We start from the raw sequence: 23,687 nt of genomic DNA, 5'->3' as shown, positions 1-23,687 counted from the left end.
GGAGAACGGCTCACCAATTTTGAACAGACCTCTGGCCAAATTTTCTGGGCACATTCTCTGGGAGGAGAAATCATGCACAAGACAATTCTGACATCACTTGTAACGTCCCTGGCAGTGCTTCTCGCAAACAGCGCGGCATTCGCGCAGAGCGCACCCGGGGGCGTGTCCGACAACAAGGTCAAGATCGGCATCCTGAACGACCAGTCGGGCGTCTATTCCGAGTTCGGCGGCAAGTCGTCGGTCGAGGCGGCCAAGATGGCGGTCGAGGATTTCGGTGGCAAGGTTCTGGGGCAGCCGATCGAGATCGTCGATGCCGACCATCAGAACAAGCCGGACATCGCCTCCAACATCGCCCGCCAGTGGTACGACACGCAGCAGGTCGATGCGATCATGGAACTGACGACCTCGTCTGTCGCGCTCGCCGTGCAGGCGATCGGCAAGGAAAAGAAGAAGATCGACATCGTCACGGGCGCGGCGACCACCGATCTGACCGGCAAGGCCTGCACCCCCTATGGCTTCCACTGGGCCTATGACACGCATGCGCTCGCGGTCGGCACCGGCGGCGCGCTCGTCAAGCAGGGCGGCGACAGCTGGTTCTTCCTCACCGCCGATTACGCCTTCGGTTATTCGCTGGAACAGCAGACTGGCGATTTCGTGAAGTCTTCCGGCGGCAAGATCGTCGGCGCGGTCCGCCATCCGCTTGCCACCACCGATTTCTCGTCCTTCCTGCTGCAGGCCCAGTCTTCCGGTGCCAAGGTCATCGGTCTTGCCAATGCCGGTCTCGACACGGCGAACGCCATCAAGCAGGCGGCGGAGTTCGGCATCACCGCCGGCGGCCAGCGGCTTGCGGCACTGCTCTTCACACTCGCCGAAGTGCACGGCCTCGGCCTGCAGGCGGCACAGGGCCTGACCCTGACCGAGGGGTATTACTGGAACCTCGACGACAAGAGCCGCGAATTTGCGAAAAAGTTCTTCGCCCGCACCAAAAAGATGCCGAACATGGTCCATAGCGGCACCTATTCGGCGGTCACGCAGTATCTGAAGGCGGTCCAGAAAGCCGGCACCGACGATGCGGATGCCGTTTCCAAGGCGCTGCACGAAATGCCGGTGGACGATTTCTACGCCCGCGGCGGCACGGTCGCCAAGAACGGTCGGATGATCCACGACATGTACCTGCTGCAGGTCAAGAAGCCGGGCGAAAGCAAGGAGCCCTGGGATTATTTCACGGTGCTGGCCACCATCCCCGGCAAAGAGGCCTACATGGATCCCGCCAAGAGCGGCTGCGATCTGGTGAAGTAATGGCGGTCGCCGCAACAGCAAAACAAGAAGAGCCGCGGGTGGTGTTATCCGCCCGCGGCCTCTCGAAGAGCTTCGGCGCCTTCATGGCGGTGAAGAACGTCGATCTCGACGTCCGTCACGCGCGTGTCCACGCCTTGATCGGCCCGAACGGCGCCGGCAAGACCACGGTCTTCAACCTGCTCACCAAATTCCTGCAGCCGACGGCGGGTTCGATCACGCTTCTGGGCACCGACATCACCAGAACGCAGCCGGACAGGATCGCGCGGATGGGGCTGGTGCGGTCCTTCCAGATTTCGGCGGTCTTTCCACATCTGACGGTGCTCGACAACGTGCGCGTCGCGCTGCAGCGGCCGAACGGGCTTTCGACGCAGTTCTGGCTGCCCGTCTCCTCGCTCGATCGGCTGAATGCGCGGGCCGACGAATTGATCGAGTCGGTCGGCCTGAAGCGTGAGCGCAATGCGCTCGCCGCCGACCTGTCCTACGGCCGCAAGCGCGTGCTGGAGATCGCCACGACCCTGGCGCTCGATCCCAAGGTGCTGCTGCTCGACGAGCCGATGGCCGGCATGGGCCAGGAGGATATCGGCACCGTCTCCAACATCATTCGCGAGGTGGCGAAAACGCGTGCGGTGCTGATGGTCGAACACAATCTCTCCGTCGTCGCCGACATCTGCCACCATGTGACGGTGCTCCAGCGCGGCGAAATCCTTGCCGAGGGCGACTATGCCACCGTCAGCCAGGACCCGCGGGTCCGCACCGCCTATATGGGCACGGAGGAGGCTTGATGGCACCGTTGTTGCAAGTTTCCAACCTCAATGCCTGGTACGGCGAAAGCCACGTCCTGCACGGCGTCGACATGACGGTCGGGGAGGGCGAGACGATCACCATTCTCGGCCGCAACGGCGTCGGCAAGACAACGACGCTCAGAACCATCGTCGGCATCATCCGCGAACGGAAGGGCGAAATCCGCTTTGCGGGCAAGGATATGCTTGGCGTGCCGCTGCATCGCACGGCGCATAACGGCATAGGCTTCGTACCGGAAGAGCGCGGCATATTTTCGACGCTGACCGTCGAGGAAAACCTGATGCTGCCGCCGGTCGTGGCCCAAGGCGGCATGTCGCTCGAGGAGATCTACAAGCTCTTCCCCAACCTTGAGGAGCGCCGCTCCAGCCCCGGCACGAAACTCTCCGGGGGCGAGCAGCAGATGCTGGCGATCGCCCGCATCCTGCGCACCGGGGTCAAGCTGCTGATATTGGACGAGCCGACCGAAGGCCTGGCGCCGGTCATCGTGCAGCGGATCGGCGAGGTGCTGAAGACGCTGAAGGAGCGCGGCATGACGGTGCTTCTGGTGGAGCAGAATTTCCGCTTCGCGAGCCGCGTCGCCGACCGGTTCTATCTGATGGATCATGGACGGATGGTCGCGAATTTCCCGGTGGCGGAGCTGCCGGGTAAGATGGACATGCTGCATAAAGTGCTGGGAGTGTGACGTTATGACGATGATCTTCGGCATACCGCTTCAGGCCTTTCTCGGGCAGCTCCTGATCGGCCTGATCAACGGGTCCTTCTACGCGCTCCTGAGCCTCGGCCTTGCGGTCATCTTCGGTCTTCTGCGCGTCATCAACTTCGCCCATGGCGCGCAATACATGCTCGGCGCCTTTGCGGCGATGCTGATGCTGGAATATTTCGGCATCAACTATTGGGTCGCGCTGATCCTCGGGCCGATCGTCGTCGGCCTGTTCGGAGCCGTCATCGAACGGACGATGCTGTCGCGGCTCTACAATCTCGATCCGCTTTATGGCCTGCTCTTCACGTTCGGCCTGGCGCTGACCATCGAAGGCACGTTCCGGTATCTCTATGGTGCCGCGGGCCAGCCCTATTCGGTGCCGGCGCAGCTTGCCGGCGGCACCAATCTCGGCTTCATGTTCCTGCCCATCTATCGCGGCTGGGTGGTCGTCGTGTCGCTGGTCGCCTGCATCGGCACATGGCTGCTGATCGAGAAGACCAAGCTCGGCGCCTATCTTCGTGCCGCAACGGAAAACCCGGTCCTGGTCCAGGCCTTCGGCGTCAACGTGCCGGTGCTCCTGACGCTTACCTACGGGCTGGGGGCAGCACTCGCCGCCTTTGCTGGCGTGCTGGCTGCGCCGATCTACCAGGTCTCGCCGCTGATGGGTTCTAACATCATCATCGTCGTTTTCGCGGTGGTCGTGGTCGGCGGCATGGGCTCGATCATGGGCGCCATCCTCACCGGCTACATGCTGGGCATTGCAGAAGGCCTCACCAAGGTGTTCTATCCGGAAGCATCCAATATCGTGATCTTCGTGATCATGGCGATCGTGCTTCTACTCCGGCCAGCCGGCCTTTTCGGACGGGATGCGTGAGATGAGCGAGATGACCCAAACCGCTGCCAAGCCGCGTATCGAACGGTCGGCCACCGCTTCCAGAACCTATGCGATCTTCCTGATCATCGGTCTCGTGGCCCTGATCCTGGCGCCGATGTTCTTCTACCCGATCTTCCTGATGAAGCTCTTGTGCTTCGCGCTGTTTGCATGCGCCTTCAATCTGCTGCTCGGTTATACCGGGCTGCTCTCTTTTGGCCATGCGACCTTCTTCGGGGGCGCGGCCTATTTCACCGCCCATGTGGTCAAGGAATGGGGCTTTCCACCGGAACTCGGCATTCTGACCGGCGTCGTAGGCGCTGCATTGCTCGGCCTGATCATGGGGTTCTTCGCGATCCGCCGGCAAGGCATCTATTTCGCGATGATCACGCTCGCTCTGTCGCAGATGTTCTTTTTCTTCTGCCTGCAGGCGAAGTTTACCGAGGGCGAGGACGGCATCCAGTCGGTGCCGCGGGGCCATCTGTTCGGCTTCATCGATCTCTCGGGCTCAACCAACATGTATTACTTCGTGCTTGGTGTGTTCCTGATCGGCATGGTGATCATCTGGCGGTTCATCAACTCGCCCTTCGGCATGATCCTCCGGTCGATCCGCGAGAACGAGCCGCGCGCGATCTCGCTCGGCTACTCTGTCGCCCGCTATAAGCTCGGCGCCTTCGTGATGTCGGCGGCGCTGGCCGGCCTTGCGGGTGGACTGAAGGCGCTGGTCTTCCAGTTCGCGACGCTGACGGATGTCGCCTGGCAGATGTCCGGCGAAGTGATCCTGATGACGCTGCTTGGCGGGATAGGCACGCTGATCGGGCCGATCTTCGGAGCCGGCCTGGTGGTCACGCTGCAGAACTATCTGGCGACATCGCAATTTCCGGTAACGATCGTCACCGGCGTGATCTTCATGGTCTGCGTCCTCGTCTTCCGGCGGGGCATTATCGGAGAATTCTACGCCTCCCGGCTCGGCCGGAAGCTCGGTTTCGAGCATAGACGATAAGATAGAGGGAGGGCGCAGGGATGCGGCTGCGGACATGGTTCGCGGGGCGCATTTCCCTGGAGCATGAAGTATGGAAAATTACGACTACATTGTCATCGGGGCGGGCAGCGCCGGCTGCGTCCTCGCCAATCGGCTATCGAAGGATCCCGGCAACCGTGTACTGATCCTCGAAGCGGGCGGCAACGATAACTATCACTGGGTGCATATTCCGGTCGGTTACCTCTACTGCATCAACAATCCGCGCACCGACTGGTGTTTCACGACCGAGAAGGAAGAGGGGCTGAACGGCCGATCGCTCTCCTACCCGCGCGGAAAAATCCTCGGCGGCTGCTCGTCGATCAACGGCATGATCTACATGCGCGGACAGGCTTACGACTACGACATGTGGCGGCAGATGGGCTGCACCGGCTGGGGCTGGGACGACATCCTGCCGATCTTCAGGAAATCTCAGGATTTCTACAAGGGTGCCGACGACATGCACGGCGCCGGCGGCGAATGGCGCATCGAAAAGCAGCGTCTTCGCTGGGCGGTGCTCGACAGCTTCCAGAAGGCGGCCGAAGAGTCCGGTATTCCGATCGTCGACGATTTCAATCGCGGCAACAACGAAGGCTCAAGTTATTTCGACGTCAACCAGCGCTCCGGCATCCGCTGGAACACCTCGAAGGCATTCCTGCGCCCGGCGATGAAACGGCCGAACCTCACGGTGCTCACCAAGGCGCATGTTCGAAAGCTGATCATCGAAAACGGCGAGGTGAAGGGCGTAGAATTCCAGCACGATGGGGTGGCGAAGAAGGCCTATGCGAAACGCGAAACCGTGCTCAGCGCCGGCGCGATCGGTACGCCGCATATCCTCGAACTCTCCGGCATCGGCCGCGGCGATGTCTTGCAAGACGCGGGTGTCGAGATGGTCAAGGAGGTCAAGGCTGTCGGGGAGAACCTGCAGGACCACCTGCAGCTCCGCCTCGTCTACAAGGTGACCGGCGTTCCGACCCTCAACGAAAAGGCCTCGAGCCTGATCGGCAAGGCGTCGATCGGGCTGGAATACGCCTTCCGGCGCTCCGGGCCGATGTCGATGGCGCCGAGCCAGCTCGGCATCTTCACCAAATCCGGTCCCGACAAGGAGACGCCGGATCTCGAATATCACGTCCAGCCGGTGTCGCTCGACAAGTTCGGCGAACCGGTCCATTCCTTCCCGGCGATGACTGCCAGTGTGTGCAATCTTCGTCCCGAAAGCCGCGGCTCGGTGCATCTCAAAAGCCCGGACTTTGCGGCAGCGCCGGGTATCCATCCGAACTACCTGTCGACCGCGGCCGATCGGGACGTCGCCGTCAAATCGATCCGGATCACCCGCGAGATCGTTAAAAAGCCTGCGTTTGCGCGCTATCATCCGGAGGAGTACAAACCGGGTCCGTCCTACGAGACCGATGCGGACCTCGAAAAGGCAGCCGGCGACATCGGCACGACGATCTTCCATCCGGTCGGCACCGCGCGGATGGGATCCGATCCGGACAGCGTCGTCGATCCCCGCCTGAAAATGCGCGCAGTCGGAAGGCTGCGTATCGCCGATGCCTCGATCATGCCTAATATAGTCTCCGGCAACACCAATTCGCCGACGATCATGATCGCCGAAAAGGCGGCGGAGATGATCCTGGCGGACAATCGGTAGACCGGAGAAACGCATGCCCGATACCTCCATCCAGAGCGACGAAGTCCTCATCGACCGCATCGGTTCGGCCGCCGTCATTCTGCTTAACCGACCGAAGGCGCTGAATAGTTTGAACTCCGCCATGGTGCGAGCGATGAAGGCCGCGCTGGAGGAATTTGCCGGCAATCCGGAAATCTCCTGCGTCGTCGTCAAGGGCGAGGGGGAGCGTGGCCTCTGCGCTGGCGGTGACATCCGTGTCATCTACGAGAGCGGCAAATCGGACGATCCGGAGGTCACGCGGTTCTGGCGCGAGGAGTTTCCCCTTAACTACATGATCTCCCGTTACGAAAAACCGTATGTGGTGCTGATGGACGGCATCGTCATGGGCGGCGGCGTGGGGATCGCGTCGCATGGGAAACACCGGATCGTCACGGAACGCACCCGTCTCGCGATGCCGGAAACCGGCATCGGCTACGTGCCGGATGTCGGCGCCACCTGGCTGCTTCCCCGCGCGCCCGGGGAGACGGGCACCTGGATGGCGCTGACGGGCGAGGTGATCGGCGCGGCGGACGCCATCTATACCAATCTTGCCGATGTGAACGTGCCCTCGGAGAGGCTTGCCCCGCTTGTCGAGGCGTTGGGAGAACTGAAGGGCGGGGCATCCGACGAGCAGGTGAGGGCTGTGATCGATCGCTTTGCCGTCGTGCCGGGCGAAAGCCCGCTCGAAGCCTATCGCGACCTGATAGACCGGGTTTTCCGCTTCGACACGGTCGAGGAGGTTGTGGAAGCCTTGAATAGGGAGGATGATGAATTCTCCATCAGGACGCGCGACATCATCGCCAAGCGATCGCCGACCAGCCTCAAGCTCGCGCTTCGGCTCATCAGGCGCGGCCGCGAAAGTTCGAGCCTCGTCGAATGCCTGGAGGGGGAATTCACCGCCGGCGCCGAAATCCTGCGCAACCACGATTTTTACGAGGGCGTGCGCGCCGCGATCATCGACAAGGACCGCAATCCGAAATGGTCTCCGGCGACGCTAGAGGAGGTCGCGGACACTGATCTCGATCGCTATTTCGCTGCGCGGCATCCGGTGCTGTTTCCGGATCACAGGCTTTAAAACAACAACGACGACGAGGGGAGGAAGACATGACCAAGATCGCTTTCGTGGGCCTTGGCAATATGGGCGGGCCGATGGCCGCCAATCTCGTGAAAGCCGGCCATGAGGTACGCGGCTTCGACCTGTCGGAAGCGTCGGTGAAGGCGGCCGTCGAGACGGGCGTGAAGGCTGCCGGTGCGCTGGCGGAGGCGGTGCGCGATGCGGAATGCGTCATCACCATGCTGCCGAAAGGGCAGCATGTCACGGCCGTGTGGACCGATCTCACCACGCTCATCCCCGAGGGCACTCTCGTCATCGACTGCTCGACCATCGACGTGGAGAGCGCCCGCAAGGCACATGAACTGGCGGATGTGATGAACTGCATCTCGCTCGATGCACCCGTCTCCGGCGGCACCGGCGGGGCGGCGGCTGGCACGCTGACCTTCATGGTCGGCGGTTCGGAAAAGGCGTTCGCCCTGGGCAAGCCGATCCTCGAGGCGATGGGAAAGAAGATCGTCCATTGCGGCGACGCCGGCGCCGGCCAGGCGGCCAAGATCTGCAACAACATGATCTTGGGCATCTCGATGATCGGCGTCTGTGAGGCATTTGGTCTGGCGGAAAAGCTCGGCCTTTCGCATCAGGCGCTGTTCGACGTCGCCTCCACCTCGTCTGGCCAATGCTGGTCGCTCACCACCTATTGCCCGGTGCCGGGTCCGGTGCCCGCCTCGCCGGCGAATAACGACTACAGGCCGGGTTTTGCGGCAGCGCTGATGCTGAAGGACCTGACGCTGTCGCAGGAGGCCGCAAGACAGTCTGGCGCCGCCACGCCGCTTGGCGCCCACGCGGCCGAGCTTTATGCCGAGTTTGAGCGGACCGGGCACGGCGCGGACGATTTTTCCGCCATCATCCAGATGCTGCGGGGTAAGGCGGGCGGGACGAGCTAGGCCGATTGATCAGTCCGGCGATGTTTGTTTCCTCTGCGCAAAGAGAGTAGATTCCCGTCCTCTGGCCAATCGGTTCAGGGCTTGTGATGGAGGCAGACATGGGACGCCAATACATCGATTGCCGCGAATTTCCGAGCGAGATGAAATGCACCGTTGCGATCTCGGCGGACAACGCGGATGAACTCGTCAATGCAGCCGTGCAGCATGCCATTTCCGTGCATGGTCACCACGACACTCCTGAATTCCGCACGGAGATCAGGAAGGCCATCCACGAGATGGATGTCCCGCGCGTCGTCGCTTGACGCGACAGGGCCTTCGCCAACATTCCCGGTGCTGCCTCTTCCAATGGAGCAGCACCGGCCTGGATGACGCGCGAAAAGCTCCGCCGTTTATGGCGAATAATGGACAAAATTTCTAACCCCGGAACAAAGGAAAGTCCGCGGTTCCTCGCCGTTTGCTGGGCGTACCGGTAGTTTCACCGGCACAATCCAACACCGGAGACTTGCATGAACCGCCTCCTGATCCTCGGCACCGCATTTGCCGCGCTTTTTGTCACCCCCGCGCTGGCCCAGTCTCCGACGAAGCTGCTCAACGCCTCTTACGACGTTTCGCGCGAGCTGTTCGTCGCCGAGAACGAGGCCTTCATCAAGAGCCATCCGGGCGTCGCCATCGACCAGTCGCATGCCGGCACCTCGAAGCAGGCCCGTTCGATCGCCGAAGGCCTTGAAGCCGACGTCGTGACCTTCAACCAGTCGACCGACATCGATTTCCTCGCCAAACAAGGTTTCGTTGCCAAGGACTGGACCAAGGCATTTCCGAACAACGCCTCGCCCTTCTATTCCTTCCCATCGTTCCTGGTGCGCGCCGGCAATCCGAAGAACATCAAGGATTGGGGCGATCTGGCTCGCGCCGACGTGCACGCCGTTTTCCCGAACCCGAAGACCTCGGGCAACGCCCGCTACACCTATCTCGCTGCCTACGCCTGGGCCAAGGAAGCCTATAAGGGCGACGAAGAGAAGATCGATGCCTATATCACCAAGATCTTCGACAACGTGCCGGTCTTCGATACCGGTGGCCGCGCCTCCACCACCACCTTCGTCGAGCGCGAAACCGGCGACGTGCTGATCACCTTCGAGGCCGAGACCCGCGGCATCGTCAAGCAGTACGGCGCCGACAAAGTCCAGGGCATCATCCCGTCGGTCAGCCTTCTCGCCGAATTCCCGGTTGCGGTCGTCGACAAGGTTGCCAAGAAGCACGGCACGGAAGCCCTCGCGAAATCTTATCTCGACTTCCTCTACACGGAAGAAGGCCAGCGGATCGCTGCCCAGTTCGGCCATCGCGTCCAGAACGAAAAGGTCGCTGGCGAATTCAAGGACCAGTTCCCGGCGATACGCCTCGTCAAGGTCGATGACGTCTTCGGCGGCTGGGACAAGATCCAGAAGGATCACTTCGCCTCCGGCGGCACTCTCGACAAGCTGTAYGGCAGCCGCTAAGCGCAGACTGGACTTCAACCAAGCCTCGCCCGGCGAACGAAGGTTCGCCGGGCTTTGCCGTGCAAAGAGGAAACGACCGCTTGAGACGCAATGTCCTGCCCGGGTTACGCCTGTCGCTGGGGGTGACGCTGTTTTATGTCGGGCTGATCGTGGTCCTGCCCCTGGCAGCGCTGGTCTTCAAGGCCGCGAGCCTCGGCCCGGAGGATTACTGGCGGATCGTCTCCTCGTCGCGGGCGCTCGCAAGTTACCGCGTCACCGTGCTCTCGGCGCTCGGCGCCACCGTCTTCAACCTGTTCTTCGGCTTGGCGCTTGCCTGGGTGCTGACGCGTTATCGGTTCCCGGGCTGGCGGATCGTCGATGCCATGGTCGATCTGCCCTTCGCGCTGCCGACGGCGGTGGCCGGCATTGCCCTGACGGCACTTTTCACCACCAATGGCTGGTTCGGTTCCATCCTTGCCGACCTCGGCATCAAGGTCGCCTATACGCCGCTCGGCATCATGATCGCGATGTGCTTCACCTCGCTGCCGTTCATCGTGCGCACCGTGCAGCCGGTGCTGGAAGATCTCGATCCGGCGCTGGAAGAGGCGGCGCAGTCGCTTGGCGGCTCGGATTGGGAGATTTTCCGCAAGGTCATCCTGCCGCTTCTGACCCCGGCGCTGCTCGCCGGCGTGTCGCTGTCCTTCGCCCGCTCGCTCGGTGAGTTTGGTGCGATCATCTTCATCGCCGGCAACCAGCCGATGTCGACGGAGATCACCGCACTTCTCGTTTTCATCCGGCTGGAGGAATACGATTACCAGGCCGCCGCCGCCATCGCCTCGGTGCTGCTGATTGCGGCCTTCGTCTTGCTCGCGCTCACCAACTGGATGCAGTCGCGGGCGCTTCGCTACACGGTGAGGGGGTGACCATGGGCGCGACCCGTATAGGCAGAAAGCCGCCGCGCGTCGGCGACCAGCCGCTCTTCCGCCGGTTGCTGATCGGCATCGTTCTGGCGATCGTCGCCCTCCTGGTCGTCGCGCCGCTTGTTGTCATCGGCGTCGAGGCCTTTTCAAAGGGGTGGGCTGTCTATCGCGACACGATCATTCATCCTGATACGCTGCATGCGATCGGGCTCACGGTGTTTGCGGCAATCGTTGCCGTGCCGGTCAACACCGTCTTCGGCGTTGCGGCGGCGTGGTCGATCACCAAGTTCGATTTTCGGGGCAGGCGTTTCCTGCTGGTCGTCATCGAGATCCCGTTTTCGGTCTCACCGATCGTTGCGGGTGTCGCCTATCTCTTCGTCTACGGCCTGCAGGGCGTCTTCGGTCCGACGCTGGACGAATACGGGATCAAGATCCTGTTTGCGATCCCCGGCATCATCCTCGCCTCGATGTTCGTCACCGCACCCTTCGTCGCCCGCGAGCTGATCCCGCTGATGCAGGCGCAGGGCCGCGATCTTGAGGAAGCCGCCACCTCGCTCGGCGCGTCCGGCTGGCGGACCTTCTTCTCGGTGACGCTGCCGAACATCAAATGGGCGCTGCTTTACGGCGTCGTGCTCTGCAACGCCCGCGTCATGGGCGAGTTCGGCGCGGTCTCGGTCGTCTCGGGCAATATCCGTGGTCAGACCAATACGCTGCCGCTGCATATCGAGCTGCTCTATCACGACTACCAGGCGGCCGGCGCCTTTGCCGCGGCCTCCATCCTGGCGCTCATCGCCGTCTTCACCATCATCGCCAAGGTGGCGCTGGAGCGCCAGGGAGCCGGCCGCGTCCGTCGCCCAGCTCTGGTCGCCAATCCCGCGGAGAAAACCCAATGAAAATCCGCCTCGAAAACGTCGTCAAAACCTTCGAGACCTTTCGCGCCGTGCGGGATGTCTCACTCACGATCGAAAGCGGCGAACTCGTCGCACTGCTTGGCCCGTCCGGTTCCGGCAAGACGACCATCCTGCGCATGGTCGCCGGCCTCGAATATGCCGATGGCGGCCACATCTATTTCGGAGAACAGGACGCCACCGATATCCCGGTGCGCGACCGCGGGGTCGGTTTCGTGTTCCAGCATTACGCGCTTTTTCCGCATATGACGGTGGCGGAAAACATTGCCTTCGGCATGAAGGTCTCGAAAGTAAAGCGCGAGAAGGCGGCGATCGAGGCGCGTGTCGTTGAATTGCTGAGATTGGTGCGCCTGGAAGGCCTCGGCGACCGGTTCCCGGCGCAGATTTCCGGCGGCCAGCGGCAGCGCGTGGCACTGGCCCGGGCGCTGTCGGTCGATCCCAAGGTGCTGCTGCTCGACGAGCCGTTCGGCGCTCTCGACGCCAATGTGCGCCATGACCTGCGCCGCTGGCTGCGCGAGATCCACCGCGAGCTCGGCATCACCACGATCTTCGTCACCCACGACCAGGAGGAGGCGCTGGATCTCGCAGATCGCGTCGTCATCCTGAAAGACGGCCACATCATCCAGCAGGGCACGGCGGAAGAAGTCTGCCGCAATCCGCAATCCGCCTTTGTGATGAAGTTCCTCGGCGATGCCAACGTACTCGCCGCAGATGTCCGCGACGGCAGGGCCTATGCCAGCGGTGCTGCGCTCGACGTTTCCGGCATGGCGGACGGCAAGGCGGAACTCTACGCCCGCCCCGCCGATCTCGATTGGTCCGAAAAGGGGCCGGGCATTCCGGCCAGCATCACCCGCGTGCTCGACCGCCCGGACGGGCGGCGGGTGCTGGCGACCACGGAGACCGGCGATCAGCTGGAATTCGACGTCGAGCCGGAGCGGGCAGTCAAGGCGGGCGAGGGTGGTTTTGTGACTTTGCGCAGGGCGAAGGTGTTTGCGCTGGGTTGATGGGTTTTTTCGACAAGCAGTAGATTTTGGCGACATACGTCTGCGCCACCCCCTCATCCGACCCTTCGGGCCACCTTCTCCCCGCTGGGGAGAAGAGGTTATGAGGCACTGTCTCTGGCTCTCTCTCTATCGAAGAGGGAAAAGGCGCTGACGCCCCCGTTCATCCTCTCCCCTCGGGGAGAGGTCCACCGAGCGAAGCGGAGGCGGGGTGAGGGGGCCGCACCCGCCAACCTGGCCGAAAAAGCTTAAGCCAGAAGCTCGAACGCATCCTCGGCCAGCACCTCGCCGTTGACCACCAGCTCGACCGGATGCCGGCCGGCATAATGGACGCGTGTGGTGAAGTCGCGGATGGCGCGGCTGATCGTGAGTTCACAGCTCTCGCCGGCACCCAGCGTGATCTCCTTCCACTTGAAGACCTTCTTTGAGGTGCCGCCTGCCTTCTTCACGTAGTGGACCGCATAATCGATGACGAGCTTCTGCGGCGCCGACGCGGTCGACACCACCCTGGCCGATATCGTCACCGCGCTACCGAGTTTCAGCGACGATGGTGTCACCGCGAAACTCTCGATCTTCACCTCTGCCTTGTGACCGGCGCCGAAGACGTGGAGCGCCCTGGCATCGCCCTTCTTGATCAGCGTGCGCAGCGCCTGCTTGATGATCCAGGCCGTGCGCGGGTCATCCTTCGGCCAGTCGGCGATCCTGTCGAACACCCAGGCAGGATGGTCCTTGGTGATGTCGTTCAGGTGGTTGGCGACGGATTTGCGCACGTAAAGGCTCGGGTCGCTCCTGAGGTTTTCGAGGAGCAGCGCGACAGGCGAGGGGTCGGCAATCAGTTCTTTCAGCTGGAACGACCAGGGCAGGCGCGGGCGGCAGCCTTCGCTCGAAAGCCGGCGCACATGCTCGTTGTCGTCCCGCGACCAGCGCTCCATCACTTTCAGCGTCCGGGCGAGGTCCTTCAGGAGGAAATGCCGGACGGCGAATTCCGACGAGCCGAAGCGGGTGAAGAAGGCGAGCGCATCCATCGACAGGTCGAAATGGTCATGGCCGTGGAGCGCCACATATTCCGGCAGCACGATTGAGGCGAAGCCGTGGTTGATGCGGGGTGCCAGTGCCCGCAGGATGTCGATATTCTTTTCGAACCCGCCTGGCAGGACCGCATGGTAGGCGATGGCGATCTGACGCAGGCGCTGCATGATGCTGAGACCGTCGAGACCGGCGGAAGTCAGCGTCAGAAAGCGCTCCCCATCGAAGCCGGGATGGATGGCCTGGGTCTCCGCCGCAAAATGCCGGAGGCGATCGCGGTTGAAGATTTCCTTCAGGAGCGGTGCTGCTTCAGTCTCGGCCATGGCGCCTCATCCGGTGTTCACTGTTTGTTTTGGTATTTGACTCGAATGACGCGGGCAAGGGCAAAAGAAAACGCCGGCCGGTGCAGGGGCACCGACCGGCGTCGAGAGTTCGGTTTGAAAAACTTCAGATCAGCTCATCTGGCTGACGAAGCGGGTTTCGAGATAGGCTTCGGTGGCTTCCGAGCCGCCTTCCGTGCCGTAGCCACTGTCCTTGATGCCGCCGAACGGTACTTCCGGCAGGGCAAGGCCGTTGTGGTTGATGGTCAGCATGCCGGCTTCCACCTGGCGGCTGAGTGCGTGGGCGGTCTTCACTGAGCCGGTGAAGGCGTAGGAGGCGAGGCCGAAGGGCAGCCGGTTGGCTTCCGCAATCGCGTCGTCGTAATGCGAGAAGCGGTTGATGATCGCGATCGGGCCGAAGGGCTCGTCGTTCATGATCTTCGCCGAGGTCGGCACTTCGGAGAGCACCGTCGGCTCAAAGAAGTGGCCCTTGTTGCCGATGCGGTGGCCGCCGGTCTTCAACTCGCCGCCGTGGGTGATGGCGTCCTGGATCAAAGCTTCCATGGCCGGGATGCGGCGCTCGTTGGCGAGCGGACCCATGGTGACGCCATCATCCAGGCCGTTGCCGACCTTGAGCGCCTGTGCCGCCTTGACGAAACCGGCGGTGAACTTGTCGGCGATGCCGTCCTGCACGAGGAAGCGGGTCGGGGCGACGCAGACCTGGCCGGCATTGCGGAATTTCGACATGGCGGTGACTTCGATCGCCTTTTCGAGATCGGCATCGTCGAAGATCATCACCGGCGCATGGCCACCGAGTTCCATCGTGGCGCGCTTCATGTGCTTGCCGGCAAGGGCGGCCAGATGCTTGCCGATCGGGGTGGAGCCGGTGAACGAGATCTTGCGGATGACCGGATGCGGGATCAGGTATTCGGAAATCTCGGCCGGAATGCCGTAGACGAGGTTGACGACGCCGGCGGGCACGCCGGCATCGATGAAGGCGCGGATCAGTTCGGCCGGCGAAGCGGGCGTTTCTTCAGGCGTCTTGACGATGATCGAGCAACCGGTCGCAAGAGCTGCGGAGAGCTTGCGGACCACCTGGTTGAGCGGGAAATTCCAGGGCGTGAAGGCGGCGACAGGGCCGACCGGCAGCTTGATCGCCATCTGCGAGACGCCGCTCATGCGGGCCGGGATGATCTGGCCATAGGTGCGGCGGGCTTCTTCGGCGAACCAGTCGATCGTGTCGGCGGCGCCCATGACTTCCATTTTCGACTGGGCGAGCGGCTTGCCCTGTTCGCGGGTCATGTAATAGGCGATCTGATCGACGCGCTGGCGCAGCAGGTCGGCAGCCTTGCGCATCAGCTTCGAGCGGTCGAAGGGCGAGGTATCGCGCCAGATCCTGAAACCCTTATCGGCGGCTTCCAGCGCCAGGTCCAGGTCCGCCTTGCGGGCATGGGCTATTTTCCCGATCACTTCTTCCGTCGCGGGATCGGAAACGTCGATGGTTTCGCCGCCGATGGCATCGCGCCATTCGCCGTTGATGAAAAGCTTGACGTCGGGATAGCTGTGCATGGTGTCCACTTTCATTTCAAGGCTGGATACGCCGTTTTTAACGGCGTTGGGAGAGGGTGCGGGAATATCGGGTTCTGACCTAAAATAATTGACAGGAACAATCAACGTTCATTGGCAATGTCCAAAAGGTGCTGAGTGAAATTCGGGCTTCGCTCTTCTTAAAGATAGGGCGGCGTGCAGGCACTTACCACCTCGCAGCGCTCGGTTCCGACGTTACGATATCGGTGCGGCTGGCGGCTGTCGAAGAGGAAGGCGTCGCCCTTTTTGAGGATGCGCGTCTGGCTGCCGACGGTCAGTTCCAGTTCTCCGGCGACAACCACTCCGCCTTCTTCGGCATCATGCTGCAGCATGGTCTCGCCGGTATCGGCGCCGGGCTCGTAGAACTCGTGGAAAATCTGTACGCTGTGGGATTTGGCGTCGCCGACCTGCAGCAGCGTCAAGGCGCCGGTCGAGAGCGGCGTCAGTTCCTCGGCACGGTAGAACACCTGGTCGACCGGCGGCAGCGTCAGCGCGAAAAAGTCGGTCAGCGGATAGTTGATTGCTTCGAGAATCTTCTTCAGCGAGGCGACCGAAGGGCTGACCTTGTTCTTCTCGATCAGCGAAACCAGGGAATGGGTGACGCCCGCCTTGACCGCCAGCGCCCGCTGCGACAGGCCGTGCTGCTTGCGCACCAGACAAAGACGCTCGCCGACATTGAAACCGCCACCGGCCCCTTCCGCCGCATTTTCCATGGCGTGCATTCTTCAAAACGACCTTTGTTTCATTTCCTCGCCGCCGATCACGGCAGCGTTTCACTGATACACCGAAGGCGGGAATTTCTCCAATGACGAAAAACGGCGCGGTTGGTGAGGGATGTAACTTTTTTCGGCTGGATGTCGGATTACCGAAAGCACGTACGTCTTTGAGTTATGGTCGCCATCGACGGCCGCTTAACCAGGATTGAAAGGGAGAAATGCAATGGCGAAGAACACGATCTGCTTATGGTTTGACAAGGACGCCGAGGAGGCTGCCCGCTTCTATGCCGAGACTTTTCCGGACAGCAAGGTCGGCGCCGTAACCCGCGCGCCCGGCGATTACCCGGACGGTAAGCAGGGGGATGTGCTGGTGGTAGAATTCACCGTTGCCGGAGTGGCATGTATCGGCCTGAACGGCGGCCCGATCTTCAAGCACAACGAAGCGTTTTCCTTCCAAATCTCGACCGCAGACCAGGAAGAGACCGATCGCTACTGGAACGCCATCGTCGGTAATGGCGGTCAGGAAAGCGAATGCGGCTGGTGCAAGGATAAATGGGGCGTCTCCTGGCAGATCACGCCACGGGTCCTCATCGAAGCCCTTGCTGTCGGCGGCGGCGAGGCGAAACGTGCCTTCGAGGCGATGATGACCATGAAGAAGATCGACGTTGCGGCAATCGAAGCCGCCCGGCGTGGCTAAGGGAGACAACCAATGGACAACAAAGTGAGCAATGGCCGCACGGCGGTCGAACGGCGGTCCGAGCGCGAACTCGTCGTGACGCGCAGCTTCGACGCCCCGGTTCGCCTCGTATTCGATGCATGGACCAAGCCCGAATTGTTCAAGCTGTGGTGGGCGCCCAAGTCCAGCGGCGTCCCGCTTCTTGCCTGCGAGATGGATGTCCAAGCCGGAAGAGGCTATAGCGTCACGTTCGGACATGACGCCGCAAACTCCATGACCTTCTTCGGAAAATATCTCGAAGTGTCGCCGCCCTCGCGCCTCGTCTGGACCAATGACGAAAGCGAAAACGGCTCCGTCACCACGGTCAGCTTCGAGGAGGAGGAGGACGGCAGGACGCTGCTGGTCCTGCATGAACTTTATCCTTCCAAGGAAGCGGCCGACGAGTCTTGTGCCGGCATGGAAGGCGCGCTGCCCGAACAGTTCGGGCAGCTGGATGAACTTCTCGTCACCCTGGACGCGAGCGCCTAAATCCACGATCGCTGGTTTGGCCGAAACGCGGAAATAAGAAGGCCCGGCGCGCTGGAAAGCGGCCGGGCCGGTTTGCCGAAAAGGCGAAACGCTCTCTTAGAAAAACGCCTGGATACCCGTCTGGGCGCGGCCCAGGATCAGCGCGTGGACGTCGTGCGTGCCCTCGTAAGTGTTGACCGTCTCCAGGTTTTGCGAATGGCGCATGACGTGATACTCGATCTGGATGCCGTTGCCGCCGTGCATGTCGCGGGCTTGCCTCGCGATATCCAGCGCCTTGCCGCAATTGTTGCGCTTGACGATGGAGATCATTTCAGGCGCCATCTTGTGCTGATCCATCAGCTGGCCGACGCGGAGCGAAGCCTGCAGGCCCAGGGTGATTTCGGTCTGCATGTCGGCGAGCTTCTTCTGGTAGAGCTGCATGCCGGCGAGCGGCTTGCCGAACTGTTTGCGGTCGAGGCCGTACTGGCGGGCGCGGAACCAGCAGTCTTCCGCCGCACCCATGACGCCCCAGGAAATGCCGTAGCGGGCGCGGTTGAGGCAGCCGAAGGGACCCTTGAGGCCCGAAACGTTCGGCAGGATCGCATCCTCGCCGACTTCGACGCTGTCCATGACGATCTCGCCGGTGATCGAGGCGCGCAGCGACAGCTTGCCGCCGATCTTCGGGGCCGACAGGCCCTTCATGCCCTTTTCAAGCACGAAGCCGCGGATCTCGTTGTTGTGGGCTTCCGATTTTGCCCAGACCACGAAGACGTCGGCGATCGGCGCGTTGGAAATCCACATCTTCGAACCGCGCAGGCGGTAACCGCCTTCGATCTTTTCGGCGCGGGTCTTCATGCCGCCCGGATCTGAGCCGGCATCCGGCTCGGTCAGGCCGAAACAGCCGATCAATTCGCCGGAGACGAGGCCGGGCAGATACTTCTTTTTCTGCTCGTCGGAGCCGTAGGCGAAGATCGGATAGATGACCAGCGAGGACTGCACGCTCATCATCGAGCGGTAGCCGCTGTCGATACGTTCGATCTCGCGGGCGACGAGGCCGTAGGCCACGTAGGAGGCATTGGCGGCGCCGTATTCTTCCGGCAGGGTTACACCGAGCAGGCCGGTCTGGCCCATCAGCTTGAACAGGCCCTTGTCGGTCGTCTCGTCGAGATAGGCTTCCTGGACGCGCGGCAGGAGTTCGGCCTTGGCGAAGGCGGCAGCCGCGTCACGGATCATCCGCTCCTCGTCGGTCAGCTGCTCTTCGAGAAGAAAGGGATCGTTCCAGGAAAAAGCCAAGGGTCTGCCTCCGGTTTGAAATCTGGCAAATTGAAGTTTAAAGAATTATCGCCAGCACAGCGCCCGAGAGCAAGCACCGTTTACTCATCAAGCCATGATCTATAGTAATAGGCGATGGTCAGCCTCTCGCGAAAACTGCTTCCCTCAACCTCGGCGCTCGCCGCTTTCGATTCCGTCGCACGGCTCGGCAGTTTCTCCGGTGCGGCCGAAGAGCTCTCGCTGACACAAGGGGCGATCAGCCGGCAGGTTTCCGGCCTGGAGGAGCAGCTGGGGATCCAGCTTTTCGACCGCACCAGCCGCGGCGTCAGCCTCACTTCGGCGGGGGCGGAATACGCCAAGGTCGTGGCGAACGCACTGTCGCAGATCCGCTCCGCTTCGCTGCAGGTCATGACAAAACGGCATAGTGACCAGTTGAACCTGGCAATCCTGCCGACTTTCGGGACTCGTTGGCTGATGCCGCGCATCCCGCAATTCGTTGCGAGACATCCCGAGATCACGCTCAATTTCGCCACCCGTATCGGGGTCTTCGATTTCGATCGCGACGGCATCGACATGGCGATCCACATAGGGCAGCCGGACTGGCCGGGGGCGGAATGCACCTTCCTGATGGATGAAATGGTGGCGCCGGTCTCATCACCGGCCTTCCTCGCTTCGCACCCGATCAAGAAGGCCGAGGACCTGATGCGCCTGCCGCTGCTGCACATGGCTTCGCGGCCGGGCGCCTGGAACCACTGGTTCGAAAGCCTCGGCGTCACCGGCACGTCGTCGCAGGGAATGCGCTTCGAGCAGTTCGGCAACGTCGCCCAGGCCTGTATCGCGGGCCTCGGCGTTGCGCTGATGCCGCTTTTCCTGATCGACTCGGAACTGGCGAGCGGCCAGCTTGTGGAAGCGTACCCGCATCAAGTGACGAGCCCCAGCGCCTATTATGCGGTGGCGCCGCTCAGCAAGGTGGATTTCCGGCCGGTGGTGGCGTTTCGGGCGTGGCTGATCGAGGAAGTTGGTCGGTACAGGGAAGAAGTGGTGGGCTGGTAGAGCGGATGCGTGGAGCCCCGCCCCCTTGTGGGGAGGGGTTGGGGAGGGGACATCGCTCCGTATTCAGGCCCCTCCCGCCTGCCGGCCACCCTCCCCACAAGGGGGAGGGTTAAGACTGCCGTGCCGCCTCGCCTAAAGCTTCGGCCTCCGATCCAACCAATCCGTCGCCACCTCATAAGCCAGCGCAATCTCCAGCACCGCCTTGTCGGCGCGCGGGCGGCCGATGATCTGGATGCCGGCGGGCAGGCCGTTTGCGCCGAAGCCGGCGGGCATGGCGGCGACCGGAAGGCCGGCCATCGAGGCCGGGACCACCACTTCCATCCAGCGGTGATAGGTGTCCATCGTCCGGCCACCGATATCCTTCGGCCAATGGGTTTCCGCATCGAAGGGAAAGACCTGGGCGGACGGCAGGATCAGGTAGTCGTACCGGTCGAACACGGTCAGCAGGTATTGATACCAGGCGCTGCGAAGTTTCGAGGCGAAATGCACCTCGCGCGCCGTCATGTCGAGCCCGCGCTCGATTTCCCAGATGATCTCGGGCTTCATTTGGGCGCGCTTTTCCGGATCGTCGTAGTTGTCGCGCATGCCGCTCGCGGTCAGCCAGCTGCGCAGCGTCGTCCAGGAGCGCCAGAGGTCGTCCATGTCGAAGTCCGGAACGAACTCGTCCACCGTGCAGCCGATCCGTTCGAAGACCGGAAGCGTCGCCCGGCAGAGCTCCAGCACGCCCGGCTCGAAGGGCAGGTAACCGCCGAGATCACCGAGCCAGGCAATGCGGGCGCCTGAAAAGTCGCGGCCGTCCTGCGGCGTCAGGTCCTCGGTCGGCAGGGACAGCGGATCGCGCGGATCGTAACCGGCCTGGGTCGAAAGCAGGACGGCGACATCGCCCACCGTGCGGCCCATGGGTCCCAGGACGGAGAGCTGGCCCATGAAGTTCTCGAGCTTCAGGGAGGAGGGGACGCGGCCGAAACTCGGGCGGAAACCGACGACATTGTTGAAGGCCGCGGGGTTGCGCAGCGAGCCCATCATGTCTCCGCCATCTGCGATCGGTAGGAGATGTGCCGAAAGGGCGGCCGCCGCGCCGCCGCTCGATCCGCCGACCGTCTTGGTCAGGTCGTAAGGGTTCCTGGTAACACCATGCACGGGATTGTAGCTCTGCGAGCCGAGCCCCTGTTCCGGCGTGTTGGTCTTGCCGATGATGATCGCGCCGGCCGCGCGAATGCGCTCGACCATGACCTCGTCCTTCTCAGGCACGAAATCGGCAAAGATCGGCGAGCCATAGGTGCAGCGTATGCCCTTCACTTCGCAGAGATCCTTGATGGCAATCGGCATGCCATGCATCCAGCCGCGCGATTTGCCGGAGGCAAGCTCTGCGTCGCATTCCGTGGCCTCGGCCAGAAGCTCATCCCGGCTGCGCAGGCTGACGATCGCGTTGATTGCGGGATTGAGCCTGTCGATCCGTCCCAGATAGGCCGTCATCACTTCGGCGCAGGAGGCCCGGCCGTCATGGATTGCTTCCGAAAGCGCTGTGGCGGAAAGGCCGGTTATCTCGTCGTCCTGCATCATTGTTTCCTCATGAATACTAAAGGATTTCCACAGGTCGGGGCGGGGAAGTCAAGGCCGCATGTGGGGATGTTGGGCTGACATTTACAAACGACTCGACAAAGGCCTTTGAGCAAAGTATGCGTGCTTAAACGTTTAATCAGAGCATGATATGGCTTCACCCCGTCCCGGACCGAACATGAGCGCCATCGCTGCCGCCCTCGGCGTGTCGGCGGCGACCGTGTCGAATGCGCTTTCCGGCAAGGGACGGGTATCGCCGGAGCTTATCGAGAAGGTTCGGGCCAAGGCAAGCGAGCTTGGTTATGTGCCGAGCCTGACCGCCCGGGCGCTGCGCACCGGCCGCACAGGCGTGCTCGGGCTCGTCCTTCCGGATATCGCCAACCCGCTCTTTCCCCAGATTGCCCAGGCGATCGAGAACGCCGCCTCGAATGCCGGCTACGGCGTGCTTATCGCCGACTCCCGCGGCGATATCGCGGCGCAGACCGAGGCGATCGGCAGGCTTCTGGAACGCGGCGTCGACGGCATGGTCATCGTTCCCCGGCGCGGCACGCGGATCGCCGATGTTGGCTGCCCCGTTGCCGTCATCGATACGCCCTCCACGCCCGGCAATACCGTTTCGGCCGACCATTGGGACGGCGGCAGCCAGATGGGCCGCCACCTCGCGGAGCTTGGCCACCGCAAGGTGCTGCTGATCGGCACCAGCGCCTCCTCGAACGTGCAGAACGACCGTATCGGCGGGCTGAAGGCCGGCCTCGGCGCGCAGGTCGAATGCGATACGCTGTGGATCGAGAAAGCCGAGGCGGTTTCGGGCGAAGGCTGCCCGCTCGGTCTGGCGGACAAGGCCAGGGCGGGTTTTACGGCCTTTGCGGCTGTCTCCGATCTTTCGGCGCTTCGGGCGCTGACGGAGCTGCAGCGCGCCGGCATCGGTGTGCCGGAAACGGTCAGCGTCACCGGTTTCGACGACCTCATCTGGTCGGCGGTGGTCACGCCGGCCCTTACCACCGTGCGTATGGACATGGTGACGATCGCCGATCTGGCGATTGCCGCGCTCATTCGTGCGATCGAGCCCGAAGGAGAGGCCGAGAACGGAGCCGAGGAGGTTTCGACCGGCAACGTTACCTCCGAGACCGACCGGGTCCCGATGCAGCTCATCGTGCGCCAGTCGACTGCTGTCCCGCAGGCCGGTGGCATTTCGAATTTGCATGCCCAAACCTCCAACAAGCCGACGGCAGGAGAAATCACATCATGAACAAGGTCATTCTTGCGTCGGGCGCCGCCCTGATGCTTACCATGGGTGCCGCGCAAACCCCGGCGCTGGCCCAGGAAAAGACGCTGACGATTTCCGTCTATGCGCTGGCCCAGGACGAATACAAGCAGATCGTCTACGATCCCTTCCAGAAGATCTGCGGCTGCAAGCTGGTCGTCGAGACCGGCAACAGCGTCGAGCGCCTCGCCAAGATGGAGGCCAACAAGGCCAACCCGGTCGTCGACATGGCCGTCATTTCGATGGCGGATGCGCTCGCCGCCTCGCGCGCCGGCCTGACCGACAAGATCGATACCTCCAAGCTCGCAAACTTCAGCAAGCTCTATGACGTTGCCAAGGATCCGAACGGCGACGGCATGAGCGTCGGTTACACGTTCTATGCCACCTCGATCGCCTACCGTTCGGACAAGATGAAGATCGACAGCTGGGCCGATCTGCTGAAGCCGGAATATGCAAGCCACGTTGCATGGCCGAACGTCACCACCAACCAGGGCCCGCCGGCGCTCTACATGCTGGGCCTGGCGCTCGCCAAGGACACGCCGGACCTGAAGGCCCCGATCGAAGCGGTCGGCGCCAAGAAGGGCGAGATCGTCACCTTCTATGAAAAGTCGTCGCAGCTGGTGCAGCTGATGCAGCAGGAAGAAATCTGGGCAGCGCCGATCGGCCGCTTCACCTGGGCGCCCTTCACCAAGCTCGGCTTCCCGATCGCCTGGGCCACGCCGAAGGAAGGCCAGACGGGCGGCATGAACGTCATGACCGTCACCAAGGGCTCCAAGAACCGCGACCTCGCGCTGCAGTTCATGGATTTCTGGCTCTCGACGGAAGTCCAGACCAAGCTCGCCGAAAAGCTGATCGACAGCCCGTCCAACAAGGATGTCAAACTTCCCGAAGCGATTGCCAACAACCTCACCTATGGCGAGGAAACGGCCAAGAGCCTGAAACTGATCCCGTCCGCCGTCGCGCTCGACAACCGTGCCGGCTGGATCAAGACCTGGAACGAGAAGGTCGGCCAGTAAGGGCCAACGCAACCACGGAATAGCCTCCCAAGG

At 62.4% G+C, this 23,687-nt stretch carries 23 protein-coding genes; 18 read left to right on the top strand and 5 right to left on the bottom strand.

The window, feature by feature from the left end:
* Positions 1-72: 72 nt before the first annotated feature.
* The 13 genes from AC1D3C_RS14470 to AC1D3C_RS14410 all read left to right on the top strand — a co-directional run bounded on the left by AC1D3C_RS14470 (position 73) and on the right by AC1D3C_RS14410 (position 12,660).
* On the top strand, positions 73-1,299 hold the full coding sequence (locus AC1D3C_RS14470) for an ABC transporter substrate-binding protein (protein WP_258718832.1): 1,227 nt from the start codon (positions 73-75) through the stop codon (positions 1,297-1,299).
* Positions 1,299-2,081 carry an ABC transporter ATP-binding protein gene (locus tag AC1D3C_RS14465; protein WP_038545625.1) on the top strand — a complete coding sequence of 261 codons (783 nt, stop codon included), beginning with the start codon at positions 1,299-1,301 and terminating at the stop codon, positions 2,079-2,081. Before AC1D3C_RS14470 ends, AC1D3C_RS14465 begins: the two co-directional genes overlap by 1 nt.
* Positions 2,081-2,782, top strand: coding sequence for an ABC transporter ATP-binding protein (locus AC1D3C_RS14460; protein ID WP_477483354.1), 702 nt, complete (start codon positions 2,081-2,083; stop codon positions 2,780-2,782). The genes AC1D3C_RS14465 and AC1D3C_RS14460 overlap by 1 nt, the downstream gene beginning before the upstream one ends.
* A gap of 4 nt (positions 2,783-2,786) precedes the next feature.
* On the top strand, positions 2,787-3,674 hold the full coding sequence (locus tag AC1D3C_RS14455) for a branched-chain amino acid ABC transporter permease (RefSeq protein WP_477483353.1): 888 nt from the start codon (positions 2,787-2,789) through the stop codon (positions 3,672-3,674).
* A 1-nt stretch (position 3,675) separates the two neighbouring features.
* Positions 3,676-4,674: a branched-chain amino acid ABC transporter permease gene (locus AC1D3C_RS14450; protein ID WP_247136325.1), complete on the top strand. Its 999-nt coding sequence runs from the start codon at positions 3,676-3,678 to the stop codon at positions 4,672-4,674.
* Between the two features lie 70 nt (positions 4,675-4,744).
* Complete coding sequence (locus AC1D3C_RS14445) at positions 4,745-6,340, top strand: GMC family oxidoreductase (RefSeq protein ID WP_477483352.1); 1,596 nt, start codon at positions 4,745-4,747, stop codon at positions 6,338-6,340.
* Positions 6,341-6,353: 13 nt separating this feature from the next.
* On the top strand, positions 6,354-7,433 hold the full coding sequence (locus AC1D3C_RS14440) for an enoyl-CoA hydratase/isomerase family protein (protein ID WP_477483351.1): 1,080 nt from the start codon (positions 6,354-6,356) through the stop codon (positions 7,431-7,433).
* A 29-nt stretch (positions 7,434-7,462) separates the two neighbouring features.
* Positions 7,463-8,356 (top strand): 3-hydroxyisobutyrate dehydrogenase, encoded by an 894-nt coding sequence (gene mmsB / locus AC1D3C_RS14435; RefSeq protein ID WP_477483350.1) that lies wholly within the window; start codon positions 7,463-7,465, stop codon positions 8,354-8,356.
* 98 nt (positions 8,357-8,454) lie between these two features.
* Positions 8,455-8,658 carry a DUF1059 domain-containing protein gene (locus AC1D3C_RS14430; protein WP_038545604.1) on the top strand — a complete coding sequence of 68 codons (204 nt, stop codon included), beginning with the start codon at positions 8,455-8,457 and terminating at the stop codon, positions 8,656-8,658.
* 204 nt (positions 8,659-8,862) lie between these two features.
* Positions 8,863-9,849 (top strand): thiosulfate ABC transporter substrate-binding protein CysP, encoded by a 987-nt coding sequence (gene cysP, locus AC1D3C_RS14425; RefSeq protein ID WP_477483349.1) that lies wholly within the window; start codon positions 8,863-8,865, stop codon positions 9,847-9,849.
* Positions 9,850-9,929: 80 nt separating this feature from the next.
* Positions 9,930-10,751 carry a sulfate ABC transporter permease subunit CysT gene (cysT, locus tag AC1D3C_RS14420; RefSeq protein ID WP_477483348.1) on the top strand — a complete coding sequence of 274 codons (822 nt, stop codon included), beginning with the start codon at positions 9,930-9,932 and terminating at the stop codon, positions 10,749-10,751.
* Positions 10,752-10,753: 2 nt separating this feature from the next.
* A complete protein-coding gene (cysW, locus tag AC1D3C_RS14415; RefSeq protein ID WP_477483347.1) occupies positions 10,754-11,641 on the top strand; it encodes a sulfate ABC transporter permease subunit CysW in 888 nt (295 codons plus the stop codon).
* Positions 11,638-12,660, top strand: coding sequence for a sulfate/molybdate ABC transporter ATP-binding protein (locus AC1D3C_RS14410; RefSeq protein ID WP_477483346.1), 1,023 nt, complete (start codon positions 11,638-11,640; stop codon positions 12,658-12,660). Before cysW ends, AC1D3C_RS14410 begins: the two co-directional genes overlap by 4 nt.
* A 245-nt stretch (positions 12,661-12,905) precedes the next feature.
* Here AC1D3C_RS14410 and AC1D3C_RS14405 read toward each other — a convergent pair whose 3' ends face one another.
* The 3 genes from AC1D3C_RS14405 to AC1D3C_RS14395 form a co-directional block, all read right to left on the bottom strand.
* Positions 12,906-14,006, bottom strand: coding sequence for a DNA alkylation repair protein (locus AC1D3C_RS14405; RefSeq protein WP_477483345.1), 1,101 nt, complete (start codon positions 14,004-14,006; stop codon positions 12,906-12,908).
* Positions 14,007-14,135: 129 nt separating this feature from the next.
* Entirely contained in the window at positions 14,136-15,572 is a 1,437-nt protein-coding gene (locus AC1D3C_RS14400) for an NAD-dependent succinate-semialdehyde dehydrogenase (protein ID WP_477483344.1), read from the bottom strand.
* Positions 15,573-15,730: 158 nt separating this feature from the next.
* On the bottom strand, positions 15,731-16,312 hold the full coding sequence (locus AC1D3C_RS14395) for a cupin domain-containing protein (RefSeq protein ID WP_247031035.1): 582 nt from the start codon (positions 16,310-16,312) through the stop codon (positions 15,731-15,733).
* Positions 16,313-16,529: 217 nt separating this feature from the next.
* Here AC1D3C_RS14395 and AC1D3C_RS14390 point away from each other — a divergent pair, with 217 nt between their 5' ends.
* Entirely contained in the window at positions 16,530-17,003 is a 474-nt protein-coding gene (locus tag AC1D3C_RS14390) for a VOC family protein (protein ID WP_477483343.1), read from the top strand.
* 12 nt (positions 17,004-17,015) lie between these two features.
* On the top strand, positions 17,016-17,510 hold the full coding sequence (locus AC1D3C_RS14385) for an SRPBCC family protein (RefSeq protein WP_477483342.1): 495 nt from the start codon (positions 17,016-17,018) through the stop codon (positions 17,508-17,510).
* Positions 17,511-17,606: 96 nt separating this feature from the next.
* On the opposite strand, the gene AC1D3C_RS14380 is transcribed toward AC1D3C_RS14385, so the two are convergent.
* Positions 17,607-18,782 carry an acyl-CoA dehydrogenase gene (locus AC1D3C_RS14380; RefSeq protein ID WP_046600012.1) on the bottom strand — a complete coding sequence of 392 codons (1,176 nt, stop codon included), beginning with the start codon at positions 18,780-18,782 and terminating at the stop codon, positions 17,607-17,609.
* A gap of 114 nt (positions 18,783-18,896) precedes the next feature.
* Here AC1D3C_RS14380 and AC1D3C_RS14375 point away from each other — a divergent pair, with 114 nt between their 5' ends.
* The gene (locus AC1D3C_RS14375; protein WP_477483341.1) at positions 18,897-19,814 is read left to right on the top strand and encodes a LysR family transcriptional regulator; all 918 of its coding nucleotides are present in this window, start codon (positions 18,897-18,899) and stop codon (positions 19,812-19,814) included.
* 132 nt (positions 19,815-19,946) lie between these two features.
* Here the strand turns inward: AC1D3C_RS14375 and AC1D3C_RS14370 are convergent, their stop codons facing one another.
* Entirely contained in the window at positions 19,947-21,374 is a 1,428-nt protein-coding gene (locus AC1D3C_RS14370; protein ID WP_477483504.1) for an amidase, read from the bottom strand.
* Between the two features lie 151 nt (positions 21,375-21,525).
* On the opposite strand from AC1D3C_RS14370, the gene AC1D3C_RS14365 reads away from it, so the two are divergent.
* Both AC1D3C_RS14365 and AC1D3C_RS14360 read left to right on the top strand, forming a co-directional pair.
* Positions 21,526-22,623, top strand: a complete 1,098-nt coding sequence (locus AC1D3C_RS14365) for a LacI family DNA-binding transcriptional regulator (RefSeq protein ID WP_477483340.1) — start codon at positions 21,526-21,528, stop codon at positions 22,621-22,623.
* Complete coding sequence (locus tag AC1D3C_RS14360; RefSeq protein WP_038545554.1) at positions 22,620-23,654, top strand: ABC transporter substrate-binding protein; 1,035 nt, start codon at positions 22,620-22,622, stop codon at positions 23,652-23,654. The genes AC1D3C_RS14365 and AC1D3C_RS14360 overlap by 4 nt, the downstream gene beginning before the upstream one ends.
* Positions 23,655-23,687 lie beyond the last annotated feature (33 nt).

The sequence above is a fragment of the Neorhizobium sp. P1_A6 genome (assembly GCF_056406795.1).
This window is presented reverse-complemented; position numbering and strand designations above follow the sequence as displayed.